Here is a 15,007-nt window from a genome sequence, read left to right as displayed (position 1 = left end):
GACATAACGGAAGGTTGATACGACAAATTCTCGCTCCCCAGGAGATTTCATATGCGTTTCGTTGCTGCTCTTATCGCTCCCGCCATCGCACTGGCCGCAGTACCGGCTGCTGCTTCAGGCATAAATGCCAATGACTTTTCTGCCGAGGTCGAAATCGACGGCGTAGACCTCACCACGCAAAAGGGTGTCGCACTGCTCGATGAGCGTTTGAAGACCATCATCCGTCAGAAATGCGCCAATGGCGGGCGCGACACTCAATCGCTGCGCCTCGAACGCGCTTGTCGGGCCAGCGCCCGGGCAGCTGTCAAAGATCAGGTTCGCTTTGCGATCCTCGAAGCAAAGGCCACGAAGGTTCGTCTCGCCCAGGGCACTCCAGTTTCACCCCAAGGCTGACGAAACAGCCGTGTCTCGGTGGAAGTATAGCCTACCCCGCACTCCCGCCGAGCACGGCACCCCCTTCAAACACCCAATCAGGAACTGAGATCACATGAGCCTGCAAGAAGACCCACACGGACCGCGCAGCTACGGCAGAATGCACTTGGTGCTTAGCCACGTGGCTGCGGCATCGTTCGTGCTCATGGTGCTGGGCCGCAACGACATCATCCCAGACGAATTCGCGCTAATCGGTATCACATTCGGTATCCTGGCGATCATCGTGATGTTTGCCACCCGCAACAGCGACGAATGGATCGCTTCCCTGTGGTCTGCGGGAGCAAATGCGGGCTTCATCGCCGCGATGGCGTGGCTGCTTTTCCTACCGTTTGCGGAAGGTTTTTACGACGGTCTCGTAGGAAACGAGCGTGGTCAGGATTTGCCGTCCGACTTTGCCTCGTTCGTGTCGCTCGGCGCGTTTCTCGTCGCTTTCAATCTCAAACGGATCCGGGGGTATTGAAATGGCCGAACTAAAATCAGCAAGCGACCGCCAGAAGGCCGTTGATAGCTACTTACGCGCGGCAAATGTAGGGGCGGTGACGCTGGTCCTATTCTCGATCTTCGACTTTTACGACACCGTATATGGTCCTGCAGATCTTGATAGCGCTCTGTCCATCGTCTTGCTTGTCTGTGTCGTGGCGTTCCTGTGGGCCATGGTTCACTTGTTCCGCCATCGGGATGCGGACGAGTTTACACTCGCTCTGTGGCATTCCGGCGTGACCGCAGCCTTCATCGCCCTGATTGTCTGGGCTCTCTTCGGCAATATGATCACTGGCCTTTACTGGGGCCTCACAGCCGACGTGCAGGCCACTGAATCCGCGGAAATGCAGATGGTCGATTACTGGACAGCTCCGGTTTGCATCGCCGCGTTTTTCGTCGCGTTTCACATCAAGCGCTTCAGGGGTCATTGAAGTCGTAGAGGTCCTCCGACTTTTAAGAATACGAACAATCATTCATGAGCGAATAGGAATGACGCATGCCACACACAGCCAAAGGTCTTTACGCACCTCGCCTAGTGGATTTTACCTTCGCGATCATGGGGCTGGGATCAGCGGTTCTGCTCGCTAACGGGCAGTCGCTCGCCCTTCCACCGATCCACGCTCCCCTTCCCCCCCTGCTTAGTGGGACGATCACCCTTGCGACAGTTGTTTTGATCGGCATTTCAGCATGTGTGATGCATCGGATCGACCGAAAAGGATGGGATGACTACATGGGACAGATCGTGACCCAGTCTGCCATGATCGGCATGGTCACTCTGCTGCTTTGCGGAGTGGCGATCGACTTTCTTCTTGGCCCTTTGCTGAACGTCGACAGCCCACGTTCGATGATCCAAGGCATGGTGCCCATCGCGGCGTTCGCCTGGTCGATTGGCTATGCCTTCTTGCGCTGGAAAGGAACCGGCGGATGAAGAATCGCCTCAAAGTGCTGCGCGCCGAACGCGACTGGAGCCAGGCTGAACTCGCCGCTCAACTCGATGTATCGCGTCAGGCCGTGAACGCTATCGAGACCGGCAAGCACGACCCGTCCCTTCCCCTCGCATTCCGCATAGCGCGGCTTTTCAGCCTATCGATCGAGGAGGTGTTCGATGACGAAGCAAGAGGCAAATGACACCAGCCCGATCAATCACAACCACCCCAATTCAGAAAAGAGTGTCTGCGTGACCGACATCGAGAGCGACGACGAACAAAATCCGGTGCTGCGCAAGACGCTGATCATGAGCATCGGCGGCGTGGCCCTGCTGTTCCTTGCAGCATTCCTGCTTGGCTATTCTACGGCAATTCTCGAGCATGGCGTGCCGTCGCTGATCGACGCGGTGATCATCGGCTTAGGCCTCCTCTTCATCGCCGGAGTGGTGCTTCTTTGTGTGAAGTTATGGCCCGATACTGGCCCGGAACCGGTCGGCCCAAGCGTAAAGCGATCGCGTGATCTGATGGTCCTGCTCATCGGATTGAGCATTGTTGCAGGCGTGGCTTTCGCATTGATCGAAGGACCTGAGAACAACCTCCTGTTTTCAAACGACCCAATCGGTTCAACACCGGCCATCATAGTCTTGTTTGGCTTGTTGATCATCGCGCCGATTATCACGCTGTTGTGGTGGCGCTCGATCGACGAACATGAAGCAGACGCATACCGTTATGGCAGTGTGGTCTCCCTCCACTTCTATTTCTTCCTGGCTCCCGGATGGTGGATCGCCGCGCGTGCCGGATGGGTGCCATCGCAAGACCCGATGATTGTGTTCCTGGCCGTCTGCGTCGTCTGGACCGCCGCCTGGTTTTACAAGAAATTCACATAGCCACGAAGCCGATTTCCAAACCGCGTTCAATATCCACTCATCTTCACCTCTTAGGAGCATCACATATGAAACACCTCAAACTGCTCGCTCTGTCAGCGGCTTCGGTCGCGCTTTTCTCCGCAAACCCCGTCTTGGCCGAAGATCCGGTCATTACGGCCACAGCAACTGCCGATACTGCAGCGGCCGCATCGGAAGGCCCCGCCCTTTGGAAAGTCGCTGATCAGGACACCACCATTTACCTGTTCGGCACGATCCACGCGCTGCCGAAAGAGATCGAATGGTATGATGCCGAGATCGCGGAAGCGCTGACATCTTCCGACACCGTTGTAACCGAAATCAAGATGGACCCCGGCAGCGAGGCCGCGATGCAGCAGATTGCGATCAGCAAGGGCCTTCTTCCGCCTGAAACTAGCCTGCGTTCGTTGCTCACTCCCGATCAGACCCAGAGCTACGAGGCTGCGCTGACCAAGCTCGGCCTGCCAACCGAGGCGTTTGATCGGCTGGAGCCGTGGATGGCTGCGCTCTCACTCACCATGCTCCCACTGATGCAGCAGGGCTATTCGCCTGATGCTGGCGTCGACAAGGTAATCCTGAGCAAGGCTGGCGACATTGAACAGCAAGCGCTTGAGACCGCCGAATTCCAGATCGGGATCTTCGATGGACTGCCGCAGGAATCGCAGATCGCCTTCATGATGGAAGCAGCCGAAGGCATCGATGAGGTTAAACCGATCCTCGATTCAATGGTCGCCGAATGGGTCGAAGGCGATGCCGATGCGCTCGCCGCGATCATGAACGAAGGTTTGACGGATCCGATGGTTGCTGAAAAGCTGCTTTATGAGCGCAACAAGACCTGGGCCGAGTGGATCGACGCTCGCATGGATAGCCCTGGCACGATCTTTATCGCTGTGGGTGCAGGTCACCTTGCCGGTGAGAAGAGCGTTCAGGATTACCTTGCCGAACGCGGCATCGCCACAGACCGCGTTCAATAATGGATCATGGGGGCGCCAACATTTCCGGGCTTCGCGACTTGCGCCGGCTCGGAGGGTTGGCGCTCACTGCCATTGCATCGCTTGCTCTGAGCGGCTGTTTTCACGAGCCGCCTGAGCCCGCCCCCGATACCAGTCCGCCGCTGTTTGAAATCACCAACAGCGAAGGCGCGGTTGAAGGTTGGATGCTCGGCACGATCCACGCTTTGCCAGATGATGTGGCCTGGCGAACCGAGGCGATAGATCGAGTCATTGATCAGGCCGATATGCTGGTGGTTGAGATCGCAAATCTCGACGATCGGCAGGCTATCGCTGATGTTTATGCTGAGCTTGCGATCTCGCCCAACCTCCCGCCTCTGCCTCAGCGTCTACCTCCAAGCCAACGCGCGGCTCTTTCGAACATGATCGAACGAGCAGGCCTAAAACCTGCTCAATTGACGAGCACCGAGACATGGGCCGCTGCTTTGGCCTTGGCGCAGGTCAATGCTCAGGGTGATCCGAAGAACGGCGTCGACCGCATTGTGATCGAAGAATTCGATGGCCGCGAGGTCATTGAATTCGAAGGTGCGGTGGCTCAGCTCACGATCTTCGACAGCCTGCCTGAAGACGACCAGCGCGATTTGCTCTCCGGTGTCGTAGAAGAATCGCAGCTTGCGAAGGAAAACCCCGGTCGATTGCGGGATGCATGGCTGAAGGGTGACACTGCAACGCTGGAGCAGGCCACAACTACCGGCATTATGGCAGACGCTGAACTGCGTGAAGCGTTGCTGGTGAAGAGAAACCGCGCTTGGTCGGGCAGGCTCTCCGCAATATTGCGCGCTGAGCAAAAGCCCCTGGTAGCAGTTGGAGCGGCTCATCTGGTAGGCGGAGACAGCCTTTCTGCCATGCTCGAACAACGCGGCTACACGGTCACTGCAATCACGCGATAATTGCTTGCTTTACGGGGGCGCTCGCGGTAACGGCCCGCGCTTCGGCGTTATGGTCATCCCTGGAGGCGTGGCGCACGAAGACGATATCAAACATACGCATTCGAAAGGTAGCATTATGAGCGACGCTCTCACACTACCGGCCGAAGCGCGCGAACGGGCAGGCAAGGGAGCCTCCCGAGCACTTCGCCGCGAAGGTCGGATTCCCGCTGTAATTTACGGCGGCAAGGAAGAACCCACTCCGATTCACATCGAGGAAAAGGAACTGGTCCGTCAGCTGATGCTTGGCCACTTCATGAACTCGATTGTCCAAATCGAAGTCGACGGTAAGAGCATGCGCACGCTGCCAAAAGATGTGGCGCTGCACCCCGTGACCGATCGCCCGACCCACGTCGATTTTCTGCGCCTGTCCAAGGATGCGAAGATCGAGGTTCAGATCCCGGTCGTGTTCGTCAACGAAGAAGAATCGCCTGGCCTCAAGAAGGGCGGCGTTCTCAACGTGGTCCGTCACGAACTTGATCTCGTTTGCAAGTCGGACGCGATTCCAGACCAGATCGAAATCGACGTCACCGGCAAGGAAGTCGGCGATTCGATCCACATCAGCGAAGTGACGCTTCCCGACGGCAGCGAAAGCGCGATCACCGATCGCGACTTCACCATTGCAACGCTGGTTGCTCCATCCGCGCTCAAGAAGAGCGAAGAGGAAGAGACCGAAGGCGAAGAAGAGGTTGCAGCTGACGAGGTCGAAGCAACCGCTCAGAAGGGCGACGAAGAAGAAGGCGGCGACGGCGAGTAAGCCTCCTCTACCCACTTTTTCAATGCAATCACCAAAGCACCGGGCTGGGAAACCAGTCCGGTGTTTTTGTGTGTTGTAAGCACACCAACCGCCGGGCCCGTTGCACGCATGGGCTGTGAGCGGACGCGCTGCGCCAAGTGCTTGAGGGGCAGACGAAGCCTGCTAAGGGAAAATGATGCAACTATGGGTTGGCCTTGGAAATCCCGGACCGGGTTACGCGATGCACCGGCACAATGTCGGCTTCATGGCGATGGACGTCATTGCCGAAATGCACGGTTTCGGTGCCGTTCAGAAGAAGTTTCAGGGCTGGACCCAGGAGGGGCGGATCGGCACCGAGAAGGTCCTTCTGCTGAAACCCGCCACCTTCATGAATGAAAGCGGTCGCAGCGTCGGCGAAGCGATGCGCTTCTACAAGCTCGAACTGTCAGCACTCACCGTTTTCCATGACGAACTGGACCTCGCGCCATTCAAGGTGAAGGTCAAACAAGGCGGCGGCACGGCCGGGCACAACGGTCTGCGCTCAATCGACAAACACCTAGGTGCAGACTTTCGCCGGGTGCGGCTCGGGATCGGACACCCAGGGCACAAGGACCGCGTCACCGGCCATGTGCTCGGAAACTATTCTAAAGCGGAACAAGACGGTCTCGTCGCCATGCTTGGCGCGATTGGCGCCGAAGCAGAATGGCTCGTCAAAGGCGACAACCCCCGCTTCATGGGCGATGTGGCGCTGCGGATGCAATGAGTATCCCCAACCTTAATTGGTCTTAGTTTTCCACTCCGCATCAAGGACCTCGCCAACTCGGTCATAGTGACCCCATATTTCTTCATCGAGGTTGTCCCTGAAGCGTATGCCTCCTGCCCGAACAATCATCTTGCGCAGTTCATTGTCCTCGAACCCGCCGAGATGATGTTTGATCGTCGTGAAGGTTCTGAAGCGATATTTGGGATTGTTAAGCAACCGCTTGATCAATCGCTCAGCCTGAAGATCTAACAGGTGTTCGCGCCGGAACCGAAACATCGCCCAGATGACGCCTCCGGATGTAACCAGCGAAGTAAGCGCGGCTGTGGTAATCGCTTCCATTTCCTATTCCCTTTGTTTGGCACTGATCCCGATAACTACCAATCTGAGATCATCCATGACGGCCATCACGTTCGACCTCGGCCAATCAACGAATATGCAAATCTAACGATTCTGCTCGGTTTTCCTTGTGCATTTTCGACAACATTGGCGACATGACATAGGTAAGAATGATGAGTGAGAATCGGCCAACTGACGCTTCCGACGAGCTTCTGACCACGCCCAAACTGCTGAGCCTGATGATGGTGCAGACAGTGCTGACGGCCGGGCTTGGAATCGCGGTCTGGTGGTTCTCAGGCCGCGCGCTGGCGGATTTCATCAGTGTAGATACCTCGCAGATCACATTGGGCATTGCCATCGGCGCTGGCCTGAGCGCGGTGGTCGGCGGGTTCTTTTTCAGCTTCCCGAAAATCTCCGAACAGCTCGTTCGCGCGCAGGGACATAATCTCAAATTTCTCGAGAACAGACTGGGTTTCGGTGCGATCATCGTCATCTCGATCGGCGCGGGCGTGGGTGAGGAAGCATTGTTTCGTGCGGGCCTGATGACCCTTGCAAGCGACTATATGGCGATGCCTTTGGCGATCATCCTCAGTTCGCTCCTGTTCGCGCTGATCCACTTTGCCAAGCCGATTATCAGCGCAATTATCTTCATGATCGGCGCCTTCTTTGCTGTGATCTACTGGCAAACCGGCAGCCTCCTCGCGGTGATGATCGGCCACGCACTCTATGACGTCTTTGCGCTGTGGTACGTGCAGAAAGAGCTGCACCGGATTGGCTATTTCGATGAAACCACAGATGACGGACCTGTCGAACCACAAACGTCATGACTGCCAAATACAAGCGGATCATGGTCATCGGTCCGTGCGGCGCCGGGAAGTCCACTGCGGCATTTGAGATCGCGCGATTGTTCGACCTACCTCTTTTTCACATGGATAAGCTCAATTGGAAGCCGGGCTGGGTCGAAACGGAAACCCTGCAGTTGCGCTCGAAGGTTGCTGAAGTCGCCGCGCACGACAGCTGGGTTATCGAGGGCAACTACGGAGGCACGATGGAGCTTCGTTTGCCCCGCGCCGAAGCCGTATTCTACCTCGACTATCCCATCCCTCTTTGTCTGTTCCGCATAGTCAAACGTGTCATGCGTTATCGTGGTCGCACTCGCCCGGACATGGGCGAAGGCTGCCCAGAGCAGTTGAACCTTTCATTTCTTTGGTACGTTGCTCGCTGGAATTCAGGGCCAAAGCCGCGAACCGAGGCGAAGCTGGTTGGACATGAAGACAAGGTGCTACGCTTCCGTCATCCCAAAGAGCTAAAAAACTGGCTGTCATCGAAAGCCGGTTAACCCCGCATTTTGAAGCTGCTCCAATTCGAAACACTGTGCCGATCCGCGCGAGACACCGCCGAACTAGCTGTTATCCCTCATGTCTAAATTCAGTCTTCGATACATGCTTGTTCAATAGGGATTTGCGAAATCATGCGTCGTTTCAATATCATTCCTGGCCTCCTCGCCGTCACCATGGTCGGCGCTTCGCTTGCCGCTCCGGCTCAAGCGCTGAAGCCTCCGCCCAAGGATACGCCGCCGACCGGTTCGAGCAGTTCGGGTGGCGGCACGGAAGTTCCTGAGCCTTCCAGCGTGCTGCTGTTCGGTGCAGGTGCAGCTGCGTTCATGATGGCCAAGCGTCGCAAGCAAGCTCGCGACTAAAAATATAGTTTCCTGAGCACCTTCTGCGTGGTGCTAGTTTGGGCGCGTCTCCTGTGGTCGGAGACGCGCCCTACCCGTTTCTGGGGCATTGAATTGTAATGCGTTGGAACCGTCTGCGCTCGGTGCTATTCAATACCCATGACACAAATCAATCGACGCACCCTGCTCGCCGGGGCAGCCGCCACAGGCGCCCTCGCCGCTACCGCCGCCTTTGCTCAGCAGGATGTGCTGGAAACCAAACCTGACCTAACCGGCAAAAGCATCCTCATCACCGGCTGTTCGACTGGTTTTGGACGATTGGCTGCCGAGCATTTCGCCCGGATGGGAGCGAAGGTATTCGCGACAATGCGAAATACCCCGCGGCCCGAAGCTGATGAGCTGATGGTAATCGCACTACATGACAATCTCGACATAAACGTCGTGCAGCTCGATGTAACGCAACAGAACGAGATCGACGCTGCGGTCGCCTATGCTGAAAAGGAATCCGGCGGCGCCATCGACGTCCTGATCAACAATGCCGGTATCTCATTTGGCGGACCCATCGAAATCCAGGACATGGAGGCGACGCAGCTCACGTTCGACACTAATGTTTTCGGCCCGCACCGCATGGCCCGCGCCGTCCTGCCTGCGATGCGCAAGGCGAAGTCGGGTTTGATCATCAACGTCTCGTCCCAACTCGGCCGAGTGATCGCGCCATCTTACGGCCAATACTCACCCACAAAGTTTGCGCTTGAGGCAATGAGTGAAGGCATGGCGTACGAGCTGGTCCCACACGGGATCGACGTGACGGTCATCGAGCCGGGCGGCTACCCGACGATGATCTGGTCGAACGCTAACAAGAACAGCCTCGAACTGCTTGACCGCGCTGACGAAAAACACACGTCCGGCTACCCCGCGCTGATCGAGCCTCTGGGCAAGCGCACCGGCGGCGGCAGCACCGATCCGATGGACGTGCCCAAGGCCATGGCCGAAGTGATTGCGATGGCCCCAGGCACCCGTCCGTTGCGCCGACCGGTCCATCCTGGAGGCAAACCGCAGATCGCCATCAATGAATTAACCGCCAAGGTGCAGGTCGGATGGCTGGGCAATTCCGGCTACGGCCCTTGGGTCAAGGCGGTTCACAACGTTTGACGCGATGCGAAGCAGGCTGGCCAAAAACCGTCCGGCTCGCTAAGCGCCGCGCTTTCCAGTTCTGAAAGAGAATTCCCATGGGTTTCCGTTGCGGGATCGTCGGTTTGCCTAACGTCGGCAAGTCCACCCTATTCAATGCACTTACCGAAACGCAGGCTGCGCAGGCTGCGAACTATCCGTTCTGCACAATCGAGCCCAATGTGGGTCAGGTCGCGGTTCCGGACGAGCGGCTCGACAAGATCGCCGCGATTGCGAAGAGCGCGAAGGTCGTCGCCACACAGCTTGGCTTTGTCGACATTGCAGGTCTAGTGAAAGGCGCGAGCGCTGGCGAAGGTCTGGGCAACCAGTTCCTCGGCAACATCCGCGAAGTCGATGCGATTGTGCATGTGCTGCGGTGTTTCGAGGATGACGACATCCAGCATGTCTCCAACAAGGTCGATCCGATCACCGATGCCGAAGTGGTCGAAACCGAGCTGATGCTCGCCGACCTCGAAAGCCTCGAAAAGCGCGTTCCCAATGCGCAGAAGCGCGGGAATGCGGGCGACAAGGAAGCGAAAGCCCTCGCCAGTGTCCTCGGGCAAGCGCTCGATCTGCTGAAAGACGGCAAGCCCGCGCGGCTTACCGAGCCGAAAGACGACGAGGAAGAACGCCTGTTCGCTCAGGCGCAGCTGCTCACCGCCAAGCCGGTGCTGTATGTCTGCAATGTCGCTGAGGACGAAGCGTCGGAAGGTAACGAATTGTCGGCCAAGGTCTTCGCCAAGGCCGAGGCAGAGGGCGCTCAAGCGGTCGTCGTATCAGCCGCCATCGAAGCCGAACTGGTCGAAATGCCGTTGGAAGACCGCGCCGAGTATCTCGAAGCCCTGGGTCTCGAAGAAAGCGGCCTCGCCCGCGTGATCCGCGCTGGCTACACGCTGCTGGGCCTCAACACCTTCTTCACCGCCGGTCCCAAGGAATCGCGCGCCTGGACATTCCCGGCGGGTGCAAAGGCCCCTCAGGCCGCTGGCGAAATCCACACCGACTTCGAAAAGGGCTTCATCCGCGCAGAGACGATTGCCTATGACGACTACATCGCCCTGAACGGCGAAGCAGGAGCGAAAGAAGCGGGCAAGATGCGTCAGGAAGGCAAGGATTACGACGTGCAGGACGGCGACGTGATGCTGTTCAAGTTCAACGTCTAGTCGAGGCCAAGATTTCTCAGCGCTACCAAATGCGGACCTCTGGTTTCGGCAGAATGGGACGATCTGAGATGTCTCTCATCACCAACAATCTGCAGAGCTGTCCGGGCGCGCTCGGATATTGAGCGATGCTCGGCAACTGGGCCAGACTCTGAGCTCTTTTGTCAGGCGTTGGTAGAGCCGATTTATGTCGGCGTGACTTGGTGGAAGTGTGTGGGATCTTGCTTGGCGCCTTGGTCCGCCCGCCCGTTTTTCTTCCTTTACCGGCAACGTTTTGCCTTGCGCGTCTGAATGCCAATGCGTTGTCCGTTGCGAGTATGCCCCCAATTCCCATTGACGAGATGTTATGCGTCTTGGCCAATTTGTCGTAGGCTTCAGCCGATCTTTCGGCGAGGCCTTTGATATACTCTGTTGGATTCGGTGCCTTTTTTAACGCCTCCAGAACCTCTTTGGCGTCGTCCGATTCAGCCCGCGTCGACCCGGTTAGCAAGCTCATCAATGATTTGAATGTGGCTTTCTTCACATCGCCAGATGTCAGCATTTCATTGCCGCCCACTGCAACCGTCTCCGACAGGACCAGACCATAGGCGGTCTTGAAATTGCTAGCGCCTTTGACCGACCGAAATATCTCTGAACCAACCGGCACAAGATTAGCAGCACCAATTCCGGCCAGGCGCATTCCGCGCCGCTTATTGACCTTGTATTCGTAAATCACGTTGTAGCCACCTGCGACAATGGCAACCGTCAGAGTCACGGGACCGCCAACCACCCCGGCAGCCGCAGCTATAATCACGCCGATTTCGGCAACTGCAATCACAGATTTGAATTGGTCGTACAGATAATTGTCTAGACGCCTCTTCGTTGCGATGTGCTCTTTGTGAACCCGTTCAGCAAACCACTTCTGATAGTCGATCACCTTGGAAGCGTAGTGACACACCCTAACCTGCGCCCGGGTGTAGTGCTTTTGATGCTCAATATTTCGATAAATGTCATTGATTGCCAGCGAGTATTGTCGGCTCATCGACTCCATGTTCTCCGATAGAGTTCCGTTTGGCCGATAATATGCAATGCGGCGAAAAGCATACCGAAAGCACAGAAGCTGGATGCCCTTGTGATCAATCCAGAATTTGGTGCCGTACTTGTTGGTGTATGATTCATGATTGATCATCCTTAGAAGCCCTTTGCGTTTTCGAATGCCGACTTGAATTCCGTTCAACCGGGCAGGTTCGCAAACGCTCATTCTGTGACCAACGACTATGATGAACCCTTTCGAGCGCATCGATAGCCCCCTAGAATTTTGGAGCTTCGCAATGCCTGTCATGAAACAATGCGAATTTTGATCGGAAAACAGATCAGGACATCCGAAATTTGTTGCCGCTGTCTCGCCGAGTGAGACTAGTGCCGCCCAAACAGCTTCTCGACGTCTTCCATATCCAATTTCACCCAGGTCGGTCGCCCATGATTGCACTGCCCTGACCTTGGCGTTGCTTCCATCTCGCGCAGCAGCGCGTTCATCTCTGCGACGCTGAGCACCCGCCCTGCCCGCACCGATCCATGGCAGGCCATGGTCGCGAGCACATATTCAAGGCGTTCTGCCAGCAACAGCGATCCGCTGTCCTCTTGCGGGCCGTGCTTGGCGATATCGTCGGCCACGTCTTGGAGCAGCTTCCCGCTGTCAGCTTTGGCGATGGCTGAAGGCACTGCACGGACCAGCATCGCGCCGGGACCGAAGCGTTCAACCGTCAGGCCAAACCGCGCCAAACCCTCGGCAGCTTCTTCAAGACGGTCGCAATCAGCTTCGTCCATCTCGACCACGTCGGGCACCAGCAAAGCTTGTGACCGAGCAACCGCCTCCCCAGCCCCGGAAGCCCGCAGCCGTTCAAGCACGAGCCGCTCATGCGCGGCGTGCTGATCGACGAGGACCAAGCCATCCTTGCTCTCGGCGACGATGTAGGTGTTGGCGACTTGTCCGCGCGCAATACCGAGCGGGTAGTCCTGCGCCTCTTCGGGAATCGGCGCTGCTTCCTCGGCGCGCCCGATCGGAAGCGCTTGATCCTGCGATCTCCAATCTGGACGAGGTTCGCTGACAGATGATGAAGGCGCTGACCAATCGCGGCCTTCGAAGATCGAACGCAGCGCTGCCGGTTCCTCACGCACAGGCTCCGCATGCCACTTCTCCATCGCCGCGCGGTCCGGCCCCTGCGCGCTTCGCCGGTCACCGGTGGCCAAGGCTTGCCGTAAACCGGAAACGATAAACCCGCGCACCCCGCTCGCATCGCGAAAGCGCACCTCGGTTTTTGCCGGATGCACGTTCACATCCACATCCTGCGGCGGCAGTTCGAGGAACAGCGCCAGCACCGCGTGGCGATCCCGCGCGAGCATGTCGGAATAGGCACCGCGCACCGCGCCAACCAGCAGGCGATCTTTCACCGGGCGGCCATTCACGAACAGATATTGGTGATCGGCCACACCGCGATTGTAGGTTGGCAGGCCCGCCAAGCCGGTAAGCCGCATCACGCCATGGGGCGTGTCGCGCCCAAGGTCGATCGCGACCGCATTGTCCTTCAATTCGCGCGCAACAATCTGCGAGACGCGTGTTGCCAATTCCTCATTCGCCTGCGTCGATAGCGCCGTGCGGCTCTTACCTTCCGCACCATTCGTCATCGAGAACGCAATATCGGGGCGTGCCATGGCCAAACGTCGAACGATATCGAGGCAAGCGATATACTCACTGCGCGGCGTGCGCAGGAATTTGCGTCGCGCGGGTACCTTGGCGAACAATTGCTCGACCCGGACGCGCGTACCCGGAGGGAGCGCGGCGGGAGCATCCTCAACCAGCTCGCCATGATCGACCACCCGCCGCCAACCTTCAGTCGCCTCGCGGACGCGCGATTCAATGGTCAGCCGTGCGACGCTAGCAATCGACGGCAAAGCCTCTCCGCGGAAACCAAGCGTCGAAACCAACTCGATCGAATCATCGGGAAGCTTCGATGTTGCATGCCGTTCCAGCGCGAGCGCCATATCGTCCGGCGTCATCCCGCAGCCATCGTCAGTCACTTCAAGCCGCGTCAGACCGCCATCAGTCAGAGCCACATCGATTCGCGCCGCGCCTGCATCAACCGCGTTCTCGACCAATTCCTTGAGCGCAGCGGCAGGCCGTTCAACCACTTCACCGGCGGCAATACGGTTCACAAGATCGGATGGAAGGCGGCGAATTTGGGGCATTAATCGTACGCTAGCCCTCATGTACCGCAAATTCGAGGGCTGCCGTGCATAATTACCATCCTCGTCAACAAAATTTTTGGCGTTTTCTGTAGGGATTCGCTAGGCGCAAATGCACACCTCAATTTCGGGTCGTTCACCTTGCAGGGGGTCTGCGAGAACCGGCCCGGCATCCACGGAACAACGATATAATGAGCTTTCTTGCCAATCTGTTCAAATTCGGTTCGCAGAACATGGCGATCGACCTCGGAACAGCCAACACCCTCGTCTATGTGCAGGATCAGGGCATCGTCCTGAACGAACCCTCTGTGGTTGCCATCGAAACGATCAACGGGATCAAGCGCGTCAAGGCAGTTGGCGACGATGCGAAGATGATGATGGGCAAGACGCCAGATTCAATCGAGGCAATCCGCCCCCTGCGCGACGGCGTGATCGCCGACATCGAAATTGCCGAGGAAATGATCAAGCACTTCATCCGCAAGGTTCACGGAAAGCGCAATCTGTTCCGCTATCCGGAGATTGTGATCTGCGTTCCCTCCGGCTCGACCTCGGTCGAGAAACGCGCGATCCGCGATGCTGCCTCGAATGCGGGCGCCTCCGAAGTGCATCTGATCCTAGAGCCGATGGCCGCTGCGATTGGTGCTGACATGCCGGTGACCGAACCGGTTGGCAGCATGGTGGTCGATATTGGCGGCGGCACAACCGAAGTCGCGGTGCTTTCGCTGCGAGGACTCGCCTACACAACATCGGTGAGGACCGGCGGTGACAAGATGGACGAAGCGATCGTTTCCTACGTTCGCCGACACCACAACCTGCTGATCGGGGACTCCACGGCCGAGCGGATCAAGAAGGATTACGGCATCGCCATGGTTCCGGAAGACGGCGTGGGCGAAGTCATCACGCTGAAAGGCCGCGACCTCGTCAACGGTGTGCCGAAAGAGATCACGATCAATCAGGCGCATGTTGCCGAAGCGCTGAACGAACCGATTGGTGCGATCGTCGAAGGCGTCCGCATCGCGCTGGAGAACACCGCACCCGAACTCGCCGCCGATATCGTCGACCAGGGCATCGTCCTGACCGGCGGCGGCGCACTGATCCGCCGTCTGGACGAACATTTGCGCGAAGAAACCGGCCTGCCTGTTTCGATAGCCGAAGATCCGCTGACCTGCGTCGCGATCGGCACAGGCCGGGCGATGGAAGATCCGATCTATCGCGGCGTTTTGATGACCGCGTAACGAAACGCTAGCGGAGAGCAAAGAGAAGGAAATA

19 protein-coding genes are annotated in these 15,007 nt (G+C 57.6%); 16 read left to right on the top strand and 3 right to left on the bottom strand.

Annotated elements, in window-relative coordinates; translation table 11 throughout:
- Nucleotides 1-51: 51 nt before the first annotated feature.
- From Q0837_RS05880 to pth, 10 genes are all read left to right on the top strand, one after another.
- On the top strand, nt 52-393 hold the full coding sequence (locus Q0837_RS05880; protein WP_298466377.1) for a UrcA family protein: 342 nt from the start codon (nt 52-54) through the stop codon (nt 391-393).
- Between the two features lie 94 nt (nt 394-487).
- The gene (locus Q0837_RS05875; protein WP_298466375.1) at nt 488-892 is read left to right on the top strand and encodes a hypothetical protein; all 405 of its coding nucleotides are present in this window, start codon (nt 488-490) and stop codon (nt 890-892) included.
- A gap of 1 nt (nt 893) precedes the next feature.
- Entirely contained in the window at nt 894-1,343 is a 450-nt protein-coding gene (locus Q0837_RS05870; protein ID WP_298466373.1) for a hypothetical protein, read from the top strand.
- A 65-nt stretch (nt 1,344-1,408) separates the two neighbouring features.
- Nucleotides 1,409-1,840 (top strand): hypothetical protein, encoded by a 432-nt coding sequence (locus Q0837_RS05865; RefSeq protein ID WP_298466371.1) that lies wholly within the window; start codon nt 1,409-1,411, stop codon nt 1,838-1,840.
- Nucleotides 1,837-2,040 (top strand): helix-turn-helix transcriptional regulator, encoded by a 204-nt coding sequence (locus tag Q0837_RS05860; protein WP_298466369.1) that lies wholly within the window; start codon nt 1,837-1,839, stop codon nt 2,038-2,040. The genes Q0837_RS05865 and Q0837_RS05860 overlap by 4 nt, the downstream gene beginning before the upstream one ends.
- The gene (locus tag Q0837_RS05855) at nt 2,018-2,725 is read left to right on the top strand and encodes a hypothetical protein (RefSeq protein ID WP_298466367.1); all 708 of its coding nucleotides are present in this window, start codon (nt 2,018-2,020) and stop codon (nt 2,723-2,725) included. The genes Q0837_RS05860 and Q0837_RS05855 overlap by 23 nt, the downstream gene beginning before the upstream one ends.
- Before the next feature lie 65 nt (nt 2,726-2,790).
- A complete protein-coding gene (locus Q0837_RS05850; protein WP_298466365.1) occupies nt 2,791-3,714 on the top strand; it encodes a TraB/GumN family protein in 924 nt (307 codons plus the stop codon).
- Nucleotides 3,714-4,640: a TraB/GumN family protein gene (locus Q0837_RS05845; protein WP_298466363.1), complete on the top strand. Its 927-nt coding sequence runs from the start codon at nt 3,714-3,716 to the stop codon at nt 4,638-4,640. The genes Q0837_RS05850 and Q0837_RS05845 overlap by 1 nt, the downstream gene beginning before the upstream one ends.
- Nucleotides 4,641-4,755: 115 nt before the next feature.
- The gene (locus tag Q0837_RS05840) at nt 4,756-5,433 is read left to right on the top strand and encodes a 50S ribosomal protein L25/general stress protein Ctc (RefSeq protein ID WP_298466361.1); all 678 of its coding nucleotides are present in this window, start codon (nt 4,756-4,758) and stop codon (nt 5,431-5,433) included.
- Nucleotides 5,434-5,608: 175 nt separating this feature from the next.
- The gene (gene pth / locus Q0837_RS05835; protein ID WP_298469804.1) at nt 5,609-6,175 is read left to right on the top strand and encodes an aminoacyl-tRNA hydrolase; all 567 of its coding nucleotides are present in this window, start codon (nt 5,609-5,611) and stop codon (nt 6,173-6,175) included.
- Nucleotides 6,176-6,187: 12 nt separating this feature from the next.
- Here the strand turns inward: pth and Q0837_RS05830 are convergent, their stop codons facing one another.
- Nucleotides 6,188-6,514, bottom strand: a complete 327-nt coding sequence (locus Q0837_RS05830; RefSeq protein WP_298466359.1) for a hypothetical protein — start codon at nt 6,512-6,514, stop codon at nt 6,188-6,190.
- A gap of 167 nt (nt 6,515-6,681) precedes the next feature.
- Here Q0837_RS05830 and Q0837_RS05825 point away from each other — a divergent pair, with 167 nt between their 5' ends.
- The 5 genes from Q0837_RS05825 to ychF all read left to right on the top strand — a co-directional run bounded on the left by Q0837_RS05825 (nt 6,682) and on the right by ychF (nt 10,519).
- A complete protein-coding gene (locus tag Q0837_RS05825) occupies nt 6,682-7,338 on the top strand; it encodes a CPBP family intramembrane glutamic endopeptidase (protein WP_298466357.1) in 657 nt (218 codons plus the stop codon).
- A 101-nt stretch (nt 7,339-7,439) separates the two neighbouring features.
- Nucleotides 7,440-7,850 (top strand): topology modulation protein, encoded by a 411-nt coding sequence (locus Q0837_RS05820; RefSeq protein ID WP_298466356.1) that lies wholly within the window; start codon nt 7,440-7,442, stop codon nt 7,848-7,850.
- A gap of 132 nt (nt 7,851-7,982) precedes the next feature.
- A complete protein-coding gene (locus Q0837_RS05815; protein ID WP_298466354.1) occupies nt 7,983-8,210 on the top strand; it encodes a DUF3918 family protein in 228 nt (75 codons plus the stop codon).
- Nucleotides 8,211-8,348: 138 nt separating this feature from the next.
- Nucleotides 8,349-9,341, top strand: coding sequence for an SDR family oxidoreductase (locus Q0837_RS05810; RefSeq protein WP_298466352.1), 993 nt, complete (start codon nt 8,349-8,351; stop codon nt 9,339-9,341).
- A gap of 77 nt (nt 9,342-9,418) precedes the next feature.
- Nucleotides 9,419-10,519 (top strand): redox-regulated ATPase YchF, encoded by a 1,101-nt coding sequence (gene ychF, locus Q0837_RS05805; RefSeq protein WP_298466350.1) that lies wholly within the window; start codon nt 9,419-9,421, stop codon nt 10,517-10,519.
- 22 nt (nt 10,520-10,541) lie between these two features.
- Here the strand turns inward: ychF and Q0837_RS05800 are convergent, their stop codons facing one another.
- Nucleotides 10,542-11,684, bottom strand: coding sequence for a hypothetical protein (locus Q0837_RS05800; protein WP_298466348.1), 1,143 nt, complete (start codon nt 11,682-11,684; stop codon nt 10,542-10,544).
- Nucleotides 11,685-11,911: 227 nt separating this feature from the next.
- Nucleotides 11,912-13,741 carry a DNA mismatch repair endonuclease MutL gene (gene mutL, locus Q0837_RS05795; protein ID WP_298466346.1) on the bottom strand — a complete coding sequence of 610 codons (1,830 nt, stop codon included), beginning with the start codon at nt 13,739-13,741 and terminating at the stop codon, nt 11,912-11,914.
- Nucleotides 13,742-13,929: 188 nt separating this feature from the next.
- Between mutL and Q0837_RS05790 the strand changes: the two genes are divergently transcribed.
- Nucleotides 13,930-14,973 (top strand): rod shape-determining protein, encoded by a 1,044-nt coding sequence (locus Q0837_RS05790; protein WP_298466344.1) that lies wholly within the window; start codon nt 13,930-13,932, stop codon nt 14,971-14,973.
- Nucleotides 14,974-15,007: the final 34 nt, after the last annotated feature.

It is taken from the genome of uncultured Erythrobacter sp. (assembly GCF_947499705.1).
In the GTDB taxonomy this organism is placed as follows: Bacteria; Pseudomonadota; Alphaproteobacteria; order Sphingomonadales; family Sphingomonadaceae; genus Erythrobacter.
This window is presented reverse-complemented; position numbering and strand designations above follow the sequence as displayed.